Raw genomic sequence first — 21,998 nt, 5'->3', positions numbered from 1 at the left:
TACCTACATTTGATAAAAAGCACTTCAAATCGTTTTAAAGTGCTTAAAACTTGATTAAGACGCAGCGCGAATCATGTTTCGGGCAATAATCATTTGTTGAATTTGAGTGGTCCCTTCATAAAGACGGAACAGACGAACATCTCGATAAAAACGTTCAATGGCATATTCACTGATATAACCCGCACCGCCGTGAATCTGTACACAACGATCAGCAACGCGGCCACACATTTCGGTTGCAAACATTTTTGCGCAAGAAGCTTCAGTGCTAACGTTTTGCCCTGCATCGCGTAGGCGTGCAGCGTCTAAGACCATACATTTAGCGGCATAAATTTCAGCTTTTGAGTCGGCAAGCATGGCTTGAATGAGTTGAAATTCGGCAATCGGTTGTCCAAATTGCTTGCGTTCGATGGCGTAATTTAAAGAATCGTCTAGCATTCGTGTTGCTGCGCCGACACTCAGGGCAGCAATATGCAAACGGCCTTTATCGAGTACTTTCATGGCCGTTTTAAAACCGACACCTTCTACACCACCAATGAGCGTTGAAGCAGGGATGCGACAATTTTCAAAAATAACGTCACAGGTATGTGCGCCTTTTTGCCCCATTTTTTTATCGCGCTTGCCAAGAAAAATCCCTGGAGTTTGGCTATCGACAATAAAAGCAGAAATGCCCCCAGCACCTTTAATATCAAAGTTTGTACGAGCCATGACTGTAAATACACCAGCATGAGGTGCATTGGTAATAAAACGTTTGGTGCCATTCAACACATAAAAATCGCCATCTTTTACAGCGCTGGTTTTTAAAGAGGCAGCATCAGAGCCTGCATCCGGTTCGGTTAAGCAAAAAGAACTAATCACTTCACCACGTGCTAAACGTGGCAAGAAAAATGATTTTTGTGCTTCGGTCCCATCAATAATCAGGCCACTTGAGCCAATGCCATTATTGGTTCCAATGAGAGAGCGAAAAGCAGGAGAGGTACGGCCTAATTCAAAAGCCACATAGACTTCTTCTTCCATCGTCAGGCCAAGACCTTCGTACTCTTCAGGAATGGTTAAACCAAATAAACCGAGAGCTTTCATTTGCTCAACAATATCTTGAGGAATTTCATCCGTTTCAGCGACTTCATTCTCATGAGGAATTAATACACCTTCAACAAATTGTCGAATCATATCAACAAGTTGATCTAAGGTTTCCTGATCACGAATCATAGTCTCGTCCTTTTACTACATGCAGAAAACATCAATGTGATGTTCGTAAAATCACCAATATTTGAAGCGATAGTAATCAAACGATGAACGCAAAACAATATATTTTGAAAATTAATTTCGCAATGCGATACTTTGTTGTTGATTTATGTTTGGCTAATTTATTGATTTATTTGAGCTATATTTTCTTATAAAAAATCATTATTTTTAGTGGAAAATTAAAGTTTGATTTTTAAAAAGAGCTGTGTATATTAAAAATATATATCGCTATGCGAAATTTTAAATGGATAAGTTTTCCTATAGGAAATAAGTCACAAAATATAGTGGGATGAAGATGGGTGCTTTAAATGGAATTCGGGTGCTTGACTTAAGTCGGGTATTGGCTGGACCTTGGTGTGGACAGATTCTTGCCGATTTAGGCGCAGAGGTAATCAAGATTGAACGACCGAAAGTCGGTGACGATACCCGTTCTTGGGGGCCACCTTGGATGAAAGATGACTCAGGCCAAGACACTCAAGAAGCTGCATATTATCAGTCTACCAACCGCAATAAACTATCGGTTGCCATCGACATTGCTAGCCCTGATGGTCAAGAATTGATTAAAGCTCTTATTCAAGACACCGATGTTGTGATTGAAAACTACAAAGCGGGTTCTTTGAAAAAATACGGTTTAGACTACGAGTCTTTATCTGCGATTAACCCTAAACTGGTGTATTGCTCGATTACAGGTTTTGGTCAAACTGGCCCAAGAGCAGAAGAGCCCGGTTATGACTTTATTATTCAGGGCATGGGCGGGCTTATGTCAGTCACGGGTGAGCGTGATGATTTGCCGGGTGGCGGTCCACAAAAAGTAGGGGTCGCATTTTCCGATTTAGCCACGGGTCTTTATTCTACGATTGCCATACAGGCTGCTTTACTCAACCGCCATGTAACAGGTTTAGGCCAATACATTGATATGGCTTTGCTTGATGTTCAAATTGCCACAATGGCAAATCAGGGAATGAATTATCTTTCATCGGGTAATATTCCTAAGCGTTATGGCAATGCACACGCCAATATTGTGCCTTATCAAGTGTTCAAAGCTTCTGACCGTGATTTTATTATTGCATGTGGAAATGACACTCAGTTTATTCAACTTTGTCGAAGTATTGGGTTACCCGATTTACCAAATGATGTACGTTTTGCCAGAAATGCAGACCGCATTAAGCATCGTGATGAAATTATAGGAATTTTATCAAATCACTTTTTAACAAAAACAGCAGATGAATGGGTAGATTCTATCTATGCGGCTAAAGTTCCGGTCGGTGTGATTAATAACTTGGAACAAGCTTTTCAAGAGCCACAAGTGATTGCCCGAGAAATGCTGGTCGAGATGAACCATCCTAAGCGTGAGAAATTGAAAGTAATTGGCTCGCCAATCAAACTTTCTAGAACGCCTGTTGAATACAAAACAGCTCCTCCATTGTTGGGTGAACATACGCAGGCGGTTTTAGGTCGAGTAGTTTCTCCTGAAAAACTAGCTGAGCTCAAAGAAAAGGGCGTAATTGGGTAGGTGGCTTAAAAGCGGAAGGTTAAAATTATATTTAAAATCAGAAAATAAAATATTTAATCTTTCGCTTTAATGAGTTAAATGAAGTTATCTTTTAGATGCAGACTCGGATGTTTGCTCTTTTGCTATTTATAGAAAAAATAGATTATAATTTTCGCAGTGCGAAACAAAATATGGATTGGTATGACAATGAACGATGCAGTTGATGCAGAACCGACAGAAAAATTATTAGCGCCATTAAGGCATGAATTATTACATCCGATTGAAGACATGCAGGATGAAAATGATCGCCAATTTATTACTGCATTAGCACGTGGTTTAGAGCTATTACGTTGTTTTACACCGAAGCATCAGCATTTGGGCAACCAAGAGCTTGCTCAGATGACAGGTTTGCCAAAACCAACCATTACTCGCCTTACACATACCTTGTCGCGTTTGGGTTATATCAAACAAGTACCTAATTCAAGCAAATTCCAGCTTTCAGTTGGTGTTCTTGCGTTTGGTTATTCCATGCTGTCTAACGTGTCGATTCGCTCTATTGCTCATCCATATATGAAAAATTTGGCAGACTATGCTGGCGCTGCTGTAGCCATGGCAACACGTGATCGACTGAATATGATTTATCTTGATGTGGTGCAAGGCAAAGGCAATATGACCATGCGCCGTCAAGTTGGAACCTATTTGCCGATCCATTTAAGTTCGATGGGACGTGCCTGTTTAGCTGCAATGCCTGAAGATGAAAGAGAATTTTTACTTGATGCCATCCGTAGTAAGCACAAAGAAGATTGGATCAAAATTAACCGCGATTTAGACAAAGCGTTTAAAGACTACCAAGATTTTGGATATTGTTTTTCAATCGGCGAATGGCATAAAGATGTAAATTCGGTTGCAGTCCCACTTATTCATGAACAACATGGTTTGCTGGTGTTCAACTGTGGTGGTCCAAGTTTTATTATGAACCGTGAAAAACTTGAAGAAGATATTGCACCGCGTCTTTTACACATGGTGAATAATATTCGTACCGAGATTAGCTAAACCTATTTGATTTATTTATAAAAGCCAGCTTTGATCTTCAATGCTGGCTTTTTAGTGGGTGAGTTTTAGGCTGTTTGGCTGTGAAAGTTCGGTTTCCGTTTTTCTTTGAAAGCACTTAATGCTTCTTTAAACTCGGAACCTTGTAAACAACGCGAGAAAATAGTCGACTCATGATCAATACGATTGAGTAGATCATCAATTGGCATATCTCTTAGTAACTTTTTGCTGAGCTGTAAGGCTTGGCTTGGTTTGTGAGCAAGTTTAATGGCCATATCTTCAACCGCTTGATCCAGCTCAGTTGCCTCAAATATTTCATTTACCAGACCATAATTTTTTGCTTGGTCTGCCGAAAACTTTTCACCGAGTAAAATAATTTCCGAAGCTCGAGCAAAGCCCAATAACCTTGGCAAGATGTAACTTGAACCCGCTTCAGGTACAAGTCCCAAGTTTACAAAGGGGAATTGGAAAATAGAGTTTTGGCTTGCATACACAAGGTCACAATGTAGAAGCATAGTGCTGCCAATACCAATTGCCACACCATTTACTTTAGCAATAATCGGTTTTGGAAACGTTGCCAAGCTTTTTAAGAAAACAATCGAAGCGGGTGGTTCGGAACTGGTGGTATCTCGTTTTTCAAATGCGTTTACATCATTGCCGCTGGTAAATGCGGAGTCTTCACCAGTCAGCACAACCACATGAATGTCTTGATTAGTTGCAGCCTCATCTAATGCCTGACTTAGGGCTGCATACATTTCATAATTAATCGCATTCTTTTTAGTGGGATTACTCATGGTGAGCGTTAGTATATTTCTATCAAAATATTTATGAATTGTGCCTGTTTTAAGCTGGTTTTGAGTTTTGTTGTCCTGCTGCATCATTCATCCCTTTAAATAACTTGCTGTCTAAAAATTAAACTGATTAAAATGATGCTATCGAAAAATAATTCCGTTATCAATTATTTTGTTTTATATTGTGGTATAAAATTTTGTATTATGAAATTTTTAACTTGAATTACTTTAAATGCTGATAGAATTTATGCGTAAATAAGCATCTAGCTCTGCTAAGGAAATAAGAGGCTAGCTATAGAACAGTGAGTGGAAAGAATATGAAGACCAAAATTACAGAATTATTTGAAATTGAGCATCCAATTATTCAAGGCGGTATGCATTATGTTGGTTTTGCTGAGCTTGCAGCTGCGGTTTCAAACGCGGGTGGGTTAGGCATTATCACTGGCCTGACTCAGCGTACGCCTGAAAATCTGGCAAAAGAAATTGCACGTTGCCGAGAAATGACCGACAAGCCTTTTGGGGTAAATTTAACCTTTTTGCCTACGGTAAATACTCCTGATTATCCGGGTTTTGTAGAAGCAATCATTAAAGGCGGAGTAAAGGTTGTAGAAACAGCGGGGCGTAATCCTGAACAAGTCATGCCATATTTAAAGGCTGCTGGTATTAAAGTAATTCATAAATGTACTTCGGTTCGACATAGCTTAAAAGCTCAGCAAATTGGGTGCGATGCGGTTTCTGTAGATGGTTTCGAGTGCGGTGGTCATCCCGGTGAGGATGATGTGCCCAATATGATTTTATTGCCTTTAGCTGCTGATGCATTAGAAATTCCGTTTGTTGCCTCAGGTGGGATGGCAGATGGACGCTCACTGGCTGCTGCATTAGCGATGGGAGCCGATGGAATTAACATGGGAACGCGTTTTATTGCGACTCAGGAAGCTCCCGTACATGCAAATGTGAAGCAGGCGATTCTGAATGCAACCGAAAGAGATACACGTTTAATTATGCGTGCTTTGCGAAATACAGAACGTGTCATGAATAATGCGGCCGTAGAAAAAATCGTGGCAAAAGAAAAAGCGCTAGGCGATAACATTAAATTTGAAGATATTATTGAAGAAGTCGCTGGCGTCTATCCAAAAGTCATGATTGATGGCGATGTTAATGCAGGTGCATGGTCATGCGGTTTAGTCGCAAGCTTGATTCATGATATTCCGACATGCGATGAATTGGTTAGCCGAATTGTTAAAGATGCAGAAGATATTATTCGTGGTCGGTTATTAGGGCTTTTATAGGACTTAATCTAGCTCTTCTAATTAACTATTAACATACTTTATATAAGATCAGCACAAGTTTTAACTGTGCTGATTTTTTGCATCACTCACACAATAATAAAGACATAAAACGGCAAAAATTAAGCCTAAAATGCAGACACCTGTCCATCCGAAGTGTTTCCAAGCATAACTTCCTGCCGTTGTGCCTAAAGCGCCGCCAGCAAAGTAACCCGTCATATAAATCGCGTTAAAACGTGAGCGTAGTTCTTGATTAAGTTTAAATACAATACTTTGGTTGGTGACATGCACAGCAGAAAGAGAAGCGTAGAGAATGAGTAAGGCAATAATATAAAAAGCGAAATGGTAGGGTAAAAGTGAAAAAAGAATCCAACTTAAAATAAGGCCAATGCCGCAATAAATTGAAATTTTATGAATGTAGCCTTGATCAATAAATTTACCTGAAAAATTGGCAACGAAAGTTCCTAACACGCCAACAAAACTGAAAAGGCCAATGGTAAAGTCGCTAAAAAAATAGGGCGCTGGAGCCAAAAGCAACGACATGGTGGTAAAGGTTAAACTTACACAAGCAAATGTAAAACCACCAATATAAGTTCTGGTTCTTAACCGCCGATTTTGAATAAAAATCTGTGGTAAAGAGCGAATAGTTTTTGCATAGTTTTCAGATTTGGTTGGTGGAAATAACCCGATATTACGATGCAAAATAATGGCAATGACAAGTAACAGAAAGCCACTGACCAGATAAATAATATTCCATGCAAAAAGTGTAGACATCAGCCCTGAAAGAGAGCGGGCGAGTAAAACCCCCATCATCAGTCCACTCAGTAAAAAACCGACGACACGGCCGCTTTGTTGAATTGGAACCAGACTTGCAGCAAGCGGTAACAACAGTTGGGCTGCACTAGAAAATAGTCCAGTAATGACAGTACCAAGCAGTAAAAGATAAATATTGTGCGAAAAACCGCTAATAATTAATCCACTTGAAGCCAATAACATAAAGATAAATAGCAGCTTGCGCTTTTCTAATATATCGCCCAATGGCATTAAAAAGAGTAAGCCACAGGCATAGGTGATTTGGGCTAGAGTGGGCACCCATGCTGTAGTTGTTTCAGTTAAATTTAGACTTACACTAATTGAGTGAATAAGTGGCTGACTAAAATAATTTCCACCTGTACAAATGCCTGCGGCAATCGCCATTAAAATAATGGTTGGAGTATATAGTGCGTTTTTCATCATGCCTTAGTCATAATGAAAGTGGACCTTTAATCAACACAACCATGACTATTTTAAGCACGACTGTTAATGCGTTTCATTCAAAGCATCTTGAATGTTGTGCACCATGTGGATTAAACGTGGTCCAATTTCACCTTCAAGTTTTTCCGGATTTAAATGAAAACTTGGCGCACCACAGTTAAAAACATAAAGACCGTGTTTCGAGCTGACCAAAGGTACAGCTACCGAGTTCACTTCTTTATGCCACTCACCTAAAGACAAACAATATCCATAATCTTGGTAATCACGGAAAGTTCGTTCTAAAGAACGTTTTATGGCTGGCCAGTTTTCTGGATTTTTTTGTTTCAACGCATCAAGTAGAAAATTGCGCTCACGTTCAGGGGTCGCAGCCAAGCATGCTCGTCCCATTGAACTACTATGGATTGGCAAAGTAGAACCAATTGGACGACGCATATTCAAGGCTGTTTCAATTTGCACAACATCGATATACACCATATTTAAGCGGTCACGCGTTGCCATCGCCACAGGCGCTTGAACATACTGACTCATCTCTTCCATATATTGATGAGCAATATTACGAATCGAGATGTTAGATAATGCTGCATATCCTAAAGATAAGACACCAATATCTAGTGTGTATTTGGTCGAGTTAGGCAATTGTTTTAAATAACCTAATGACACAAGGGTATTGGTAATACGTGCAATGGTCGGTTTAGGTAAACCTGTCATTTTTGCTAATTCTTGGTTACCAAGCACCTGATTGTTTGCAGAAAAGCATCTTAAAAGTTCTAAACCGCGCGCTAAAGAAGCAATAAATTGCGGGTTATTTTCCCGATGTATATGCGAAATAGGATCTAAACGTATCTCATCAAAATTTATTGGTTTTTCAGTTTCCGTGTTTTGAGACATTCGATCCTCAAATATAATTAAAGCAATAGTTTTGCCATTATATTTCGCTCTGCAAAATAAATCCATTCATCACTGCGCTGTTGTGATGAATGGATATCTGGTTCATGGTTATGAAACGTTTTCAATCACCATTGCAAGACCTTGACCTACACCAATACATAGGCTCACCACGGCATATTTCTTCTTACGGCGAATTAACTCGCGAGCTACTGTTAAGCTAAGACGAGCGCCAGATGCACCAAGTGGATGACCAACTGCAATCGCACCACCGTTCGGGTTCACACGCGGGTCATTAAAATCAACATTCAAGCCTTTTAAACAAGATAAAACCTGTGAAGCAAAGGCTTCATTAATTTCAATAATATCCATGTCATCTAAAGTAAGTCCCGCACGCGCAACAGCTTTTTTAATGGCTTCGATCGGACCTGCACCCATAATACGTGGCTCAATACCCGCTGCTGCTGCTGACAAAATTTTAGCCATTGGTTTTAAGCCATATTTTTGACCTGCCGCTTCTGAACCAATCAAAAGTGCTGCTGCACCATCATTAATACCTGAGGCATTACCCGCAGTGACCACGCCACCTTCAAAGAGCGGTTTTAACTTTGTAAGTGCTTCAACAGTTGAACTTGGGCGAGGGTGTTCATCTTCTGAAACGAGTTTAGGTGGCAATTTTTTGCCTTGGAAAACCTCAATTGGCGTAATTTCATCGGCAAAGAAACCTTCTTCTTTGGCTTTTTGATATTTAGCTTGTGATTGAGCGGCAAATAAGTCTGCTTGCTCACGGCTAATACCAAAGTCGGCTGCAACGTTATCGCCTGTTTCAGGCATTGAATGACCGCCGTACTGGGCAATAATTTTTTTATTTGGAAAGCGAGAGCCAATCGTGGTGTCATAAATTTTTGCATCACGGCTATAAGCACTTTCAGCTTTACCCATCACAAAGGGTGCACGTGACATACTTTCTACACCACCTGCAATATACAGTTCACCTTCACCACAAGTAATGGCACGTGCTGAGTCAATCACGGCACCTAAACCACTAGCACATAGACGGTTTACTGTCTGGCCCGGTACAGTAACAGGTAAACCGGCAAGTAATAATGCATTTCGTGCCACATTACGGCTATCTTCACCCGCTTGGTTAGTGTCGCCTAAAATCACATCTTCAATATCAGCGCCTGGTACACCAGTTTTTTCTAGTAGTTTTTGAATGACAGTTGCGGCTAAATCATCAGGGCGAATTGAGGCAAGTTCACCTGCATGACGGCCAAATGGGCTACGTAAACCATCATAGATATATGCATTTAACATTGAGAAATTCCTTTTCAAGACTCGTGAGTAAAAGTAAGAGGTAAATGAAGTGCGACACGACGCTGTAACCACGGGCTAGGGCGGTAACGTGGGTCATGCGTAAGCGCTGTTATACGGTTCAGAATGAGTAAGATTTTTTCGCTGCCGACTTGATCACCCCATTCAATTGGGCCAAATGGATAGCCTAAGCCAAGACGTACCGCGGCATTAATATCATCTACAGTGGCAACATTTTGCTGCGCAATATCACAGCCTAAATTAATGACCATTGCTAAAACACGCTGTGCAACAAAGCCAATACTTTCAGCAATCATACTCACCAGATTTCCATCTAAATTGAAAATAGAGTGAGCTGCTTGACGATATTCAGATTTAGTAATGAGTGATGGCATTAAGGTTCGATGCTTTGCAATGCCATAAAGCATGTCTATAGCAACAGCATGTCCAGGGTTAACCCCTAGACGGGTCGCCGCTTGGGTTGTGTCTTCACCGTAACAAGCAAGTAAACATAAGCTATCTGTTTGTGGTTCAGAATTGGTGTCTAGGGCAATATTTTGCTGAGTTAAATAATCTTCGAGCTGTTTCTTATCGTCTAAAAAATCGGCAGCGATCCAAACTTTTGGATATTGCGCTAAACGCTCTACAAACTGAGCAGGTTGTTCACCTGTTTTTGAACCGGTTTCATAATTATAAAAACCTTGATTAACCTTACGTCCAAGTTGTTTGGCATCAAGCATTTGTTTGGTGAGCGGGTTTGGCTTGTAGCGGGCTTCTTCATAGTATTGATGATAAATCGATTCCATCACAGGATGAGAAACATCAAGACCAGTTAAATCGAGTAATTCAAAAGGACCCATTCTAAAACCAACGCCGTCACGTAAAATTCGATCAATTTCACTGATATCGCAAACGTTTTCATTTAAAATTTTGAGTGCTTCGGTGCCATAAGCTCGACCAGCGTGATTAATAATAAATCCAGGGGTGTCCTTCGCTACAACAGGGCGGTGACCAAATGCACGAGATAAATCGTTTAAAGCATCAATAATAAGTGGGTCTGTTTTTAAACCACGAATGACTTCAACCACTTTCATGAGTGGAACGGGATTAAAAAAGTGATAACCCACAACACGCTCAGGCTTCTTGCAATTTGCCGCAATGGCTGTAATAGAAAGAGAAGAAGTGTTTGAGGCTAAAATAGTATTATCCGAAACAATATCTTCAAGCTGCTGCATCAAACTTTGTTTAATATCAAGACGTTCAACAATTGCTTCTACAATGAGGTCGCAATTTTTTAAATCTTCAATTTGATGAGCAACAATTAAATGGTTATTTGCCGCTGCTGCTTGCTCAGATGTAATTTTATTTTTGTCAACTAACTTTTGAAATGTAGCAGCCAGTTTTTCTTTAGCCTGTTCTGCGGCGCCTTCTTTGGCATCATATAAATAAGTGGTATGACCTGACTGCGCAGCAATTTGAGCAATACCACTGCCCATGACACCTACACCAATCACAGCCATGCTTTTAATATCATAAGTCATGTCGATCATCCTGATGATTAATCTATATTTGAAATTAAACGGAAAAATAGGGTTGGGTGATTTAGCTTAAGCATTGTTTATCACCATCAATGGGTAAGATTTGTCCTGAAATTGAGCGACCACTATCTGACGCTAAAAATAGACATAAATCTGCAATATGCTTTGGATTGACAAAATATTTGAGTGACTGATTTTTCAATGCGTTTTGAGTCACTTCTTCAAGTGAGGTATGCGCTACATCGGCACGGGCCTGTAATACACGTTGAACTCGATCACCATCTACCGCACCCGGAAGAATAGCGTTAACTCGAATATTATCTGCACCGAGTTCCATAGAAAGCGTTTTGGTAAAACCGATCAGCCCCCATTTTGAAGTGGAATAGGCTAATCGATATGGATAGCCTAAGCGGCCGGCAATAGACGACATATTAATAATCACGCCTGCTTGTGCTTTCTTTAAATAGGGAATGGCTAACTGGGTAATTAAAAAAGTGCTATTCAGATTTAAATTAATGACCGTATTCCAATCTTCAAAACTTAGCTCATCTGCTGCAACGGTCGGACCTGAAATGCCTGTGTTATTGACTAAAATATCAATACCGCCAAGTTTCTGAATGGCTTGACTAAACATAAGTTCAATTTGTTTATGATCAGCCAAATCACAGGTATATATATGTAGCTTTGGATAAGCTTGTTGAAATTGTTCTAGGCTTTTAGCATTAATATCACAAACAAAAACTTCATCATGATTGTTTAAAAATACCTCGGCAATGCATCGTCCAATCCCTGAACCACCTGCACTAATCAATACTTTTCTGGCCATTTTCATTCCTTTGTTATTATGGTTTTAAATTATTTACCTTGATACGACGGCTTGCGCTTTTCGATAAAAGCTTGAACACCTTCATTTTTATCTTCGGTCGAAAACAGTAACTGGAATGCTTTTCGTTCTAGCGTTAAGCCTGCATTTAATGGAACATCTTCGCTCATAAGCGCGACTTCTTTAATTTGTTGCAGGGCAATAGGAGGCATTTTTGCGAGGCTTTGTGCCATTTGAATTGCAGTTGGAATGGTTTGGTCATCTTCGGTGACTTGTGAAACAAGACCAATCAAATAAGCTTCTTCGGCTTTGGCCATGGCGCCTGTCATAATCATGCGCATGGCATGGAATTTACCCACAGCACGGAATAAACGTTGTGTACCGCCAGCACCAGGCATTAAACCAACTTTAATTTCTGGTTGACCAAAAGTTGCGCCTTTACCTGCAATAATAATGTCAGCGTGCATTGCAAGTTCGCAGCCACCCCCTAATGCATAACCATTTACGGCAGCAATCACGGGTTTAGGGCACTGGGCAATCGCGTTCCAATAACGTTCGGTATGACGCAATAACATTTCTGTTGAAGTTGCGGTTGCCATTTCTTTTAGATCTGCACCTGCGGCAAAGACCTCTTCACCACCTGTGAGTACCACCGCATTGATCTCATCGTTAAAACTTAATTCGGTAAAAGCTTGTGCTAGTTGTTTGCGAACTTCTGTATTCAGTGCATTTTTTGCTTCAGGTCGGTTTATTTTTACAATCGCTATTTTTTGAATAGAAAAGTCGACTTCTACGAAATTATTCCCTATTGATACACTCATTTTTGAATTCCTTGTTTCGCACATCAAAACTATATTCCTTTTATGATGCTTATTTTGGAATTTATTTCAAGTCTTATTTAGTCCATTAGAGCAATTATGATTTATTAAATAAGCTAAGTGTTTGATATTTAGTAATGGTGTATTTTTAAATTTCGTTTAACGAAATTAATTTTCAAAAAAGCTTGAAATTTGTATTTTCGTTCTCGTACTATGAAACACATCCGCAGTAAATAAGATTTAAAACATGGTATCCAGACAAGCTGGAGATGGCTGATGGGTGCGATGGAAATACATAAAAAGGGAGATCACAGATGATCCGTGATGAAGGGATGTTGGAGCAGTTACTTTCAACAATTCGAGATTTTGTAAAAAATGAATTGATCCCTCGTGAAAACGAAGTGGTAGAGAAAGACAAAATTCCAGATGACATTGTGCAGCAAATGCGTGAGCTAGGCTTGTTCGGGCTCACAATTCCCGAAGAATATGGTGGCTTAGGCATCACCATTGAAGAAGAAGTCAGAGTTGCATTTGAACTTGGACAAACTTCACCAGCTTTTCGCTCTTTAATTGGTACTAATAACGGTATTGGCTCAAGTGCAATTTTGATTGATGGTACAGAAGAGCAAAAGCAAAAATATTTACCACGTTACGCAAGTGGCGAAATTATTGGTTCATTCTGTTTAACCGAACCTGAATCTGGCTCTGACGCTGCCTCTTTAAAAACCAGTGCAGTAAAAGATGGCGACTTTTATGTGTTAAACGGCACCAAACGTTTTATTACCAATGCACCCCATGCTGCAACTTTTACCGTAATGGCGCGAACCAATCCTGAAATTAAAGGGTCGGGTGGCATTTCAGCTTTTTTAGTCGAGGCCAATACACCGGGCATTACGTTGGGCAAAATTGACCAAAAAATGGGGCAAAAGGGTTCACACACTTGTGATGTGATTTTTGAAAATTGCCGTGTGCCTGCTTCTGCATTGATTGGTGGCGTAGAAGGTGTTGGTTTTAAAACGGCCATGAAAGTGCTTGATAAAGGGCGTTTACACATTGGTGCCTATAGCGTGGGTGTTGCCGAACGTATGTTAAACGACGCATTACACTATGCGATTGAGCGTAAGCAGTTCGGTCAACCTATTGCAAACTTCCAGTTGATTCAAGCCATGCTTGCCGACTCAAAAGCCGAGATTTATGCAGCTAAATGTATGGTTTTAGATGCAGCTCGCCGCCGTGATAATGGCGAAAACATTAGCACAGAAGCATCATGCGCAAAAATGTTTGCGACTGAAATGTGCGGACGCGTTGCTGACCGCTGTGTACAGATTCATGGTGGTGCAGGCTATATCAGTGAATATGCCATCGAGCGCTTTTATCGCGATGTGCGTTTGTTCCGTTTATATGAAGGAACCACGCAAGTTCAACAAATTATTATTGCTAAAAACATGATTAGGGAAGCTACAGCCTAATAAAGAACAAATGCCATGAGGCATTGGATGCCTCATGTTCCTTCTGAGGATATGGACATGACAACAGAAACAGTTACCCAAAATACGGCTAGCAGTGAAGCTATCCAGACACCAAAAAAGATTTGGATTACCGCATTTATATTCGCTTTTTTAACATTGTTGTGTGATGGGGCAGACTTAGGTTTTTTGGCATTGAGCCTGACCAGTCTTAAAACAGAATTTCATTTAACCGGTGTACAAGCTGGAACGCTAGGCAGCTTAACGCTTTTCGGTTCCGCTGTGGGTGGTCTGATTGGTGGCTGGGCGTGTGACCGTTTTGGGCGAGTTCGCATTATTGTGTTCTTTATTGCTTATTCTTCAGTTTTAACTAGTGCGTTGGGTTTTACTGATTCTTATATGCAATTTGCAGTTTTAAGAACATTTGGAGCGATGGGTTTAGGTGCACTTTATATTGCCTGTAATATTTTAATGTCTGAAATGGTGCCAACCAAACATCGCTCGACTGTTTTAGCTACTCTCATGACGGGGTACACCTTAGGTTCATTACTCGCGACCTTATTAGCTGGACATATTATTCCTGAACATGGCTGGCGTTTCCTTTACTGGATTGCAATTGCGCCTGTGGTGTTGTCAGTTTTGATGCACTTTTGCGTACCTGAACCTGAGTCTTGGAAAAAAGCGCGTCAATTAAAAGCGCTAGAAGTTGCTCAAAGTAACCAACCTAAAAAACGCCAAAATCCATATCTTGAGATTTTAAGAGATAAGAAACATGGCACCATGTTTGTGCTTTGGATTATTAGTACTGGTGCATTGCAGTTTGGTTATTACGGCGTAAGTAACTGGTTACCGGCTTATTTAGAGTCTGATCTAGGCATCAAGTTTAAAGAAATGGCCATGTATATGGTCGGTACTTTCCTGATTATGATGTTTGCCAAAGTGATTGCAGGGATCGTTGCCGACAAATTAGGGCGCCGCGCTGTATTCGCTTTCGGAACCATTGGCACAGCTTTATTTATTCCGGTCATTGTCTATTTAAATACGCCTACGAATATTTTGTGGATGATGCTGTTCTTCGGTTTCCTTTACGGTATTCCATACGCAATTAATGCCACCTATATGACAGAAAGTTTCCCGACTTCTATTCGAGGCTCGGCAGTGGGTGGTGCTTATAATATTGGCAAAGTACTTTCTATTTTCTCTCCATTAACAATTGGTTTTCTATCGCAAAACGGTTCTATTGGCTTAGGGCTCTTGGTGATGGCTGCGGCTTATTTTATCTGCGGTGTAATCCCATTGTTATTTATTAAAGACCGACTATTTAACCCGCAAAAGGCAGAGTGACAGATCAATCTGTCACCTTAAATTAAGGATGAAAAGGGACAAGTGAGATGATAAATAAAATCACCAGTGATATTGAACCGATTTTAAAAGCTATTCCTGATGGTGCAACCATCATGACAGGCGGGTTCGGTGTGACGGGGCAACCTGCTGAATTAATTGAAGCCTTAATCGATTTAGGAAAAAAAGAACTTACCATTGTAAATAACAATGCGGCTTCTGGTGACCGTGGCCTAACCAAGCTCATTATTGCTGGCTGTGTTAAAAAAATGATTTGTTCATTTCCGAAATCTGCTGGATCAAGCGTTTTTCAAGACTTATATAGAGCGGGAAAAATTGAGTTAGAACTGGTTCCACAAGGTAATTTGGCTTGTCGTATTCAGGCCGCAGGTGCTGGTCTCGGTGCTATTTTTACGCCGACTGGTTATGGCACCAAAGTTGCCGAGGGTAAAGAGACCCGAACCATTAACGGTAAAAACTATGTGCTCGAGTATCCACTTGAAGCTGATTTTGCACTGATTTATGCCGATAAAGCCGACCGCTGGGGCAATTTAACTTACCGTAAAGCAGCTCGTAATTTTGGGCCAATCATGGCAAAAGCCGCTAAGACCACGATTGTTCAAGTGAATGACACCGTAGAGCTAGGAACGCTTGACCCAGAGTGCATTATTACACCGGGAATTTTTGTTCAGCACGTTGTAAAAGTAGGAGATATCTAATGTCAGTTCAAAAGCGTTCTCGTGAAGATATTGCCAAGCTCATTGCCAATGACATTCCTGAAGGTTCTTATGTCAATTTAGGGATTGGCTTACCAACCAACGTTGCTAAATTTTTGCCAAAAGACAAAGAAATCTTTTTACATTCGGAAAATGGGGTTTTGGCTTTTGGTCCACCGCCACAGCCTGGCGAAGAAGACCAAGATTTAGTTAATGCTGGAAAAGAACTTGTCACTTTGTTAGACGGTGGATGCTTTATGCATCATGGCGACTCGTTTGACATTATGCGTGGTGGCCATCTGGACATTTGTGTGATTGGTGCATTCCAAGTTGCGGTAAATGGAGACTTGGCAAACTGGCATACCGGTAAGGCAGATGATGTGCCGGCAGTTGGCGGTGCTATGGATTTGGCAGTCGGTGCAAAAACGATTTATGTCTATATGGAGCATGTCACTAAAAAAGGTGAGCCCAAAATTGTAAAAGAACTGAGCTATCCAATAACGGGTGAGCAGTGTGTAAACCGTATTTATACCGATTTATGCATTATTGAACTCAAAGACCAAAAAGCTTACGTCAAGGAAATGGTAGACGGCTTAACTTTTGATGAATTACAGGCAGTCACTGACTGTGAACTAATCGATGCACGTGTAGCCTAAATACACACGGAAAAACGCTTCTTTAAGGATTAAAAGATGAAAAAATTAATTTTAGCTGCAGCTTGTGCTGCGGCTTCAGGGACCATTTTTGCAAATTCTTCAGATACGACAGAACAAAGAATTAATTTGCTAGAAACTGAGCTGCAAAAATTAAAAGCAGAACTTGCTGCTCAGAAACAAACTCAAAATAATTTACAGGTCAAACAGGTTAAGATCGAAGAGAACATTGAAAAAACTAAAGCAACGGTAACAGAAAAGCCAGTTGCTCCTTCATGGGTCACTTGGACGGATAATGTCAAGGTTTACGGTATTGCCCGTATTGATGCAGCGGTCGATTTTAAATCATCACCTGACTCGGGTGGTAGAACGACCAGCAGCCTGTACCGAACACCTTTTGAAAGTGAAAAACGTTCAAACCATGCACGCTCTGATGCCATGATTAATGCAAGCCGATTAGGTGTTTATTTTAATAGCCCAAATAAAGCGGTTACAGGGAATATCGAAGCCGATTTCTTTGATAGTTCTAACATGGGAACTGGGGATGGTAAATTCCGTATCCGTCATGCATTTTTTACCTATAAAGACTGGACCTTTGGTCAAACATGGTCACTCATGTCTAACATGGAAACCCGTACAGAAGCTGTTGATTACACCCAATTTGTGGGAACCTCTTATACGCGTACTCCTCAAATTCGCTATGACTGGAAAATTGATGCCAATAATGATTTAAAAGTAGCTTTGGAATATACAGGTTCGAGAGTCTCGGCATTTCCAACTTTAACGGGTCGCTATACCTTTAAACAAGGTCCTTTAACAGCACTTGCGCAAGGCTTTATTAATGAAAAGTCTACAGATGTCGCAACTGCCACGGTGAAGAAAGTAAGTTGGGGTGCAGGAGGCGGCTTAAAATATCAACTCACGCCTCAGCAATCGGTACAAGCAAATTATCAATATATTGTCGGTGATCAAAAATTTATGCCGTATACCACCCAAAGTGGGTTGGCAAATTCAACAAGTTTAAATGCCGCGGGTGATTTCTCATTAAACGAAGACAAAACAGATTTGGTTATGAATAAGTTGAATAGCATCAATATTGGTTATTCATATAAATTTAATGAGCAATGGCGTGCAAACTTATCGGCTTCAATGTTTGATTATGATGACGACACGGCATATGCCAAACTCAACCCAGATGCTAATAAACGCTTAACGGACTACGCAGCTAACGTCTTTTATTCACCGATTGAGCAAATGGATATTGGGATGGAATATCACCAAGGCAAACGAGAAGTGTTTGACGGCAGAACCGCTGATGTATCACGTGTAAACTTTGTATCGATGTATAAATTCTAAAATGGGGCGTAGTTAAAAATGGAAAAAATAGTTGAGCCCAATGCAGAAAATATACTGTCAAAAAGCTTTATTTTTATCATGGCAATGACATGTGGAATTTGTGCGGGTTCAAACTATTATAACCAGCCCTTAATCTATTCGATTGCTGAAGCATTAAAAGTTAATGCCGATCAAGTCGCTTTAACTATTGTGATTAGCCAACTGTCCTACGCAGTTGGCCTTTTTATATTGGTTCCCTTAGGCGACTTTTTTGAAAAGCGAAGTTATATTTGCTTGCTCATGTGTTGTACAGGCCTTGCCCAAGTAGGGCTATCTTTAAGTCAAACCTTGCCAGCTTTATATGGCTTTACCTTTTTAGCGACATTCTTTTCGATTGCGACTCAAGTTTTGGTTCCTTTTGCCGCAGGTTTAGCCAGCCCGAAAAAAAGTCCTCAAGTTGTAGGCACTCTCATGAGTGGTTTGTTCTTAGGAATATTATTGGCACGTTCTATTGCAGGCTTACTTTCTACAGTTTGGTCTTGGCATGCGGTTTATTTAATTAGCGGAATTGTCATTTTGGTGTTTGCTTGGGTAATGTGGGTAAAGTTACCAGTTGCGCGTAAGTCTCACCAACTTAATATTCTACAGATTTATGGTTCACTATTTTCATTAGCTGTTCATCAGCCTCATTTACTACGCCGTGGTTTTGCAGGGGGAATTGGTTTTGGTATTTTGGCTCTTATTTTTACCACCATGACTTTTATTTTGGCGAATGAGCCTTATCACTTTAACGATTTCCAAATTGGTTTATTTGGAATTGTGGGCTTGGCTGGCGTATTTGCGACTCCTTGGGCAGGTAAGAAAATTGCAGCAGGTCTTGAAAATAAAATTGCAGTGATTTGCATGGGGTTATTAATGAGTGCATGGATACCCCTATTTTTTGCTCAGCAGTCTTTGGTGGCCTACGCTGCTGGTGTGATCATGGCGTACTTTGGTTTGTCGGCATTTCATGTTTTGAACCAAAATCTGGTCTATCGAATTTCGGCCGAGGCACGTTCTCGTATTAATTCAATTTATATGACCTTATATTTTGGCGGAGCCGCCTTAGGTTCTTTTATTGCAGTGTATGCTTGGAAACACTGGGGATGGGAAGCATGTGCAGCCTTAGGTTTAGCGATGGCAATGCTGAGTTTTATGATTGATCGCTTAGATTTTTATGAAATGAACAAGATAGCAAAGCAAGAAAAAGCTCCATAAACAGGAGCTTAGATATTTTATTATTTGCGAATAATCATTAAGGTTGCCGAAGCAAAAGCATACACTTTGCCGTTTTCATCTACGATTTTACCTTGGGTACTAATAATATTGCGGCCCGCATTAATCAACTCGGCCGTCGCATAATAAGACGTATCAACCTGCATGGGGCGGATCATTTTTACATTTAAATCAATGGTTCCATAGCCAACGCCATGTTCAAGTAATGTATGGGCCGCACTGCCTGTCGCCGTATCTAAAGCTGTCGCACAAAAGCCGCCGTGTACACCGCCTTGTATATTTCTATGTTCTTTGCGAGGAGTAACTTTATAAGTTGCTTTACCTTCGGAAACTTCAACGAGTTCCATTGGTATGGTGTGAGCCATAGGTGATGGAGAAACTTCACCATTTTTTAAAGCGGTTAAAAACTCAAGACCTGTGTATTTCGGGCTTTCCATAAATCGTCCTTGCATGATTAAGCAGTCTAATCACCATACTATAAATTGATTTTTTACGGAATAAAATTTTGCAATACAAAATAAAAATTTATTCTAGTTAAACGAGACTAACTACTTTTTATATTATATTTGTATTTAAAAACATATGTTTATATTTTATCTCTATAGCTAAGTTAGGATAATTTTATTAAATTAGTGAAAATATATTTTGCTATAAGAAATTTTTTGATATTTTGGTGAGATTGAAACAATAAAAAGTCCATTTTAAGGAAAAACGATATCTGCCCATGACACAGGCAGTGAAGTGAAAGGAAAAAACTATGCCTTTATACAAAGCTCCATTACGTGATATGCAATTTGTACTGCATGAAATGCTTCAAACAGAACAAAACTATCAAGGTTTAAGCAAATATCAGGAAAGCATAAATCGAGAATTAATTGATCAATATTTAGATGCAGCAGCAGATTTTTGTGAAAATGAATTGGCCCCTATAAATCAAAATGGTGATCAAGAAGGGTGTCATTTAAATCAAGGCGTAGTCACAACGCCGAAAGGTTTTAAAGAAGCCTACCAAAAATATGCCGAGCTAGGTTTTACTTCATTAGCTGCCGATCCGGAATATGGTGGGCAAGGCTTGCCGACATTGCTACGGATCGCGATTTCTGAAATGTTATGTGGTTCTAATTGGGCTTGGGCAATGTATCCGGGCTTATCTCATGGGGCAATGAGAACGATTGAGCATCATGGCACTGAGCAACAAAAACAAAAGTTTTTGACTAAACTCATTAGTGGCGTCTGGACTGGAACGATGTGTTTAACCGAATCACATGCGGGTTCGGACCTTGGATTAATTAGAACAAAAGCAGAGCCAAATCCGGACGGTAGCTACTCCATTACAGGTGAAAAGATTTTTATCTCGGCGGGTGAGCATGATCTTTCTGAAAATATTATTCATATTGTTTTAGCCCGTTTGCCTCAGGCACCTGCAGGGACTAAAGGCATTTCTTTATTTATTGTGCCTAAATTTAATGTGAGTGACGACGGTCAGGTGCTGGACCGTAATAAAGTCGTCTGTAGCGCGATTGAACATAAAATGGGGATTCATGGCAATGCCACCTGTGTACTTAATTTTGATGGCGCCAAAGGTTATTTGATTGGTCCGGAAAATCGCGGGCTCAATTGTATGTTTACCTTTATGAATACCGCACGTATTGGAACGGCTGTACAAGGGCTTGCTGCTTCTGAAATTTCATTTCAAGGCGCATTAAGTTATGCCAAAGAGCGCCTCGCTATGCGTTCGTTATCCGGTCCCCAATATCCTGACAAAAATGCCGATCCAATTATTGTGCATCCCGCTGTACGTTCAATGTTAATGACACAAAAAGCTTTTTCCGAAGGTGGTCGTGCGCTGGCTTATTTTCTGGCTCAGCATGTCGATATTGTCGAAAGCTCAAACGATCAGGAACAGCAAAAACACTCCGACGAATTACTGGCTTTTTTAACACCCGTTGCTAAGGCCTTTTTAACAGAGTCAGGTAATGAGTCTGCAAAGCATGGCGTTCAAGTATTTGGTGGGCATGGTTTTATTGTTGAGCATGGTATGGAGCAAATTGTACGTGATGCGCGTATCTCAACATTGTATGAAGGAACCACAGAAATCCAGTCTTTAGATCTACTTGCACGTAAAGTCCTCAAGTCAGAAGGCAAACTTCTAAAAAATATGACCGACTTAATTGATCAATTTATTGGTCAACAGCAATCAAATGAAGTCTTGAAACCTTATTTAGAAAAATTAGCTGAGCTCAAGCAACAATGGTTGTCACTGACCAAAACGATTGCTGACAAAGCCAAGCACAACCCAGAAGAAATAGGAGCCGCTTCAGTAGATTATCTTTATTTTTCCAGTTACGTTGTGTTCGCGTATTTGTGGGCCCGAATGGCACAAGTTGCCCATGAAAAATTAGAATCGGGTACACAAGAGGAAGCTTTTTATAAAGCAAAATTAACTACTGCTAAGTTTTTTTATCAAAAGCTTTTGCATCGTGCACAGAGTCATGCCGCTTCTATTGAGTCTGGAGCTGAATCTGTGATGGAGCTCGATCAAGATGCTTTTGCATTTTAATGAATCGTAATATCTAGAATCACTGGGTGAAATTTATGTGCGGAATTTTACCTAGTGATTAAATTTGTAATTTTAGACTCATCAGTTTTTGGTAGGAAAAACCAGTTGAGCCAATGAACTAGAGGGTTAACATAAGCATTAAAACGTGAATTTTCATTA

At 40.2% G+C, this 21,998-nt stretch carries 19 protein-coding genes; 10 read left to right on the top strand and 9 right to left on the bottom strand.

The genetic code is table 11. The features are described from left to right. Nucleotides 1-54: 54 nt before the first annotated feature. Nucleotides 55-1,206 carry an acyl-CoA dehydrogenase family protein gene (locus MKL51_RS09965; protein WP_017481539.1) on the bottom strand — a complete coding sequence of 384 codons (1,152 nt, stop codon included), beginning with the start codon at nucleotides 1,204-1,206 and terminating at the stop codon, nucleotides 55-57. A 331-nt stretch (nucleotides 1,207-1,537) separates the two neighbouring features. Between MKL51_RS09965 and MKL51_RS09960 the strand changes: the two genes are divergently transcribed. Both MKL51_RS09960 and MKL51_RS09955 read left to right on the top strand, forming a co-directional pair. Next, nucleotides 1,538-2,755, top strand: coding sequence for a CaiB/BaiF CoA transferase family protein (locus MKL51_RS09960; RefSeq protein ID WP_017481540.1), 1,218 nt, complete (start codon nucleotides 1,538-1,540; stop codon nucleotides 2,753-2,755). Nucleotides 2,756-2,941: 186 nt separating this feature from the next. Next, entirely contained in the window at nucleotides 2,942-3,787 is an 846-nt protein-coding gene (locus MKL51_RS09955; RefSeq protein WP_013198245.1) for an IclR family transcriptional regulator, read from the top strand. A gap of 65 nt (nucleotides 3,788-3,852) precedes the next feature. Here MKL51_RS09955 and MKL51_RS09950 read toward each other — a convergent pair whose 3' ends face one another. Next, entirely contained in the window at nucleotides 3,853-4,662 is an 810-nt protein-coding gene (locus MKL51_RS09950) for an enoyl-CoA hydratase (protein ID WP_017481541.1), read from the bottom strand. Nucleotides 4,663-4,892: 230 nt separating this feature from the next. Here MKL51_RS09950 and MKL51_RS09945 point away from each other — a divergent pair, with 230 nt between their 5' ends. Then, nucleotides 4,893-5,864, top strand: a complete 972-nt coding sequence (locus MKL51_RS09945) for an NAD(P)H-dependent flavin oxidoreductase (protein ID WP_005304164.1) — start codon at nucleotides 4,893-4,895, stop codon at nucleotides 5,862-5,864. 60 nt (nucleotides 5,865-5,924) lie between these two features. Here the strand turns inward: MKL51_RS09945 and MKL51_RS09940 are convergent, their stop codons facing one another. The 6 genes from MKL51_RS09940 to MKL51_RS09915 form a co-directional block, all read right to left on the bottom strand. Next, nucleotides 5,925-7,097 carry an MFS transporter gene (locus MKL51_RS09940; RefSeq protein ID WP_025468441.1) on the bottom strand — a complete coding sequence of 391 codons (1,173 nt, stop codon included), beginning with the start codon at nucleotides 7,095-7,097 and terminating at the stop codon, nucleotides 5,925-5,927. Between the two features lie 63 nt (nucleotides 7,098-7,160). Then, on the bottom strand, nucleotides 7,161-8,003 hold the full coding sequence (locus MKL51_RS09935; RefSeq protein ID WP_017481543.1) for an IclR family transcriptional regulator: 843 nt from the start codon (nucleotides 8,001-8,003) through the stop codon (nucleotides 7,161-7,163). A 108-nt stretch (nucleotides 8,004-8,111) separates the two neighbouring features. Further along, nucleotides 8,112-9,317, bottom strand: a complete 1,206-nt coding sequence (locus MKL51_RS09930) for a 3-oxoadipyl-CoA thiolase (protein WP_005069941.1) — start codon at nucleotides 9,315-9,317, stop codon at nucleotides 8,112-8,114. Between the two features lie 14 nt (nucleotides 9,318-9,331). Next, nucleotides 9,332-10,855 carry a 3-hydroxyacyl-CoA dehydrogenase gene (locus MKL51_RS09925; RefSeq protein WP_017481544.1) on the bottom strand — a complete coding sequence of 508 codons (1,524 nt, stop codon included), beginning with the start codon at nucleotides 10,853-10,855 and terminating at the stop codon, nucleotides 9,332-9,334. A 61-nt stretch (nucleotides 10,856-10,916) separates the two neighbouring features. Beyond that, a complete protein-coding gene (locus tag MKL51_RS09920; protein ID WP_017481545.1) occupies nucleotides 10,917-11,678 on the bottom strand; it encodes an SDR family oxidoreductase in 762 nt (253 codons plus the stop codon). A 29-nt stretch (nucleotides 11,679-11,707) separates the two neighbouring features. After that, nucleotides 11,708-12,496, bottom strand: a complete 789-nt coding sequence (locus tag MKL51_RS09915; protein ID WP_107908812.1) for an enoyl-CoA hydratase — start codon at nucleotides 12,494-12,496, stop codon at nucleotides 11,708-11,710. A gap of 311 nt (nucleotides 12,497-12,807) precedes the next feature. Here MKL51_RS09915 and MKL51_RS09910 point away from each other — a divergent pair, with 311 nt between their 5' ends. The 6 genes from MKL51_RS09910 to MKL51_RS09885 are packed head-to-tail and all read left to right on the top strand — an operon-like array spanning nucleotide 12,808 to nucleotide 19,261. Further along, the gene (locus MKL51_RS09910; RefSeq protein WP_017481547.1) at nucleotides 12,808-13,962 is read left to right on the top strand and encodes an acyl-CoA dehydrogenase family protein; all 1,155 of its coding nucleotides are present in this window, start codon (nucleotides 12,808-12,810) and stop codon (nucleotides 13,960-13,962) included. Nucleotides 13,963-14,019: 57 nt separating this feature from the next. Further along, nucleotides 14,020-15,303, top strand: a complete 1,284-nt coding sequence (locus MKL51_RS09905; RefSeq protein WP_017481548.1) for an MFS transporter — start codon at nucleotides 14,020-14,022, stop codon at nucleotides 15,301-15,303. 47 nt (nucleotides 15,304-15,350) lie between these two features. Continuing rightward, on the top strand, nucleotides 15,351-16,019 hold the full coding sequence (locus tag MKL51_RS09900) for a 3-oxoacid CoA-transferase subunit A (protein ID WP_017481549.1): 669 nt from the start codon (nucleotides 15,351-15,353) through the stop codon (nucleotides 16,017-16,019). After that, the gene (locus MKL51_RS09895; protein WP_000116039.1) at nucleotides 16,019-16,672 is read left to right on the top strand and encodes a 3-oxoacid CoA-transferase subunit B; all 654 of its coding nucleotides are present in this window, start codon (nucleotides 16,019-16,021) and stop codon (nucleotides 16,670-16,672) included. The genes MKL51_RS09900 and MKL51_RS09895 overlap by 1 nt, the downstream gene beginning before the upstream one ends. Before the next feature lie 36 nt (nucleotides 16,673-16,708). Further along, nucleotides 16,709-18,025, top strand: a complete 1,317-nt coding sequence (gene dcaP / locus MKL51_RS09890; RefSeq protein ID WP_000733488.1) for an outer membrane trimeric porin-like protein DcaP — start codon at nucleotides 16,709-16,711, stop codon at nucleotides 18,023-18,025. An 18-nt stretch (nucleotides 18,026-18,043) separates the two neighbouring features. Beyond that, the gene (locus MKL51_RS09885) at nucleotides 18,044-19,261 is read left to right on the top strand and encodes an MFS transporter (RefSeq protein WP_017481550.1); all 1,218 of its coding nucleotides are present in this window, start codon (nucleotides 18,044-18,046) and stop codon (nucleotides 19,259-19,261) included. Between the two features lie 20 nt (nucleotides 19,262-19,281). On the opposite strand, the gene MKL51_RS09880 is transcribed toward MKL51_RS09885, so the two are convergent. Beyond that, the gene (locus MKL51_RS09880; protein WP_001984007.1) at nucleotides 19,282-19,731 is read right to left on the bottom strand and encodes a PaaI family thioesterase; all 450 of its coding nucleotides are present in this window, start codon (nucleotides 19,729-19,731) and stop codon (nucleotides 19,282-19,284) included. Between the two features lie 305 nt (nucleotides 19,732-20,036). Between MKL51_RS09880 and MKL51_RS09875 the strand changes: the two genes are divergently transcribed. After that, nucleotides 20,037-21,839 (top strand): acyl-CoA dehydrogenase C-terminal domain-containing protein, encoded by a 1,803-nt coding sequence (locus MKL51_RS09875; RefSeq protein ID WP_017481551.1) that lies wholly within the window; start codon nucleotides 20,037-20,039, stop codon nucleotides 21,837-21,839. Nucleotides 21,840-21,998: the final 159 nt, after the last annotated feature.

It is taken from the genome of Acinetobacter sp. AOR18_HL, assembly GCF_027855145.1.
In the GTDB taxonomy this organism is placed as follows: domain Bacteria; phylum Pseudomonadota; class Gammaproteobacteria; order Pseudomonadales; family Moraxellaceae; genus Acinetobacter; species Acinetobacter pittii.
Note: the sequence above shows the minus strand (reverse complement) of the source record. Positions and strands in the feature narration are given on the sequence as shown.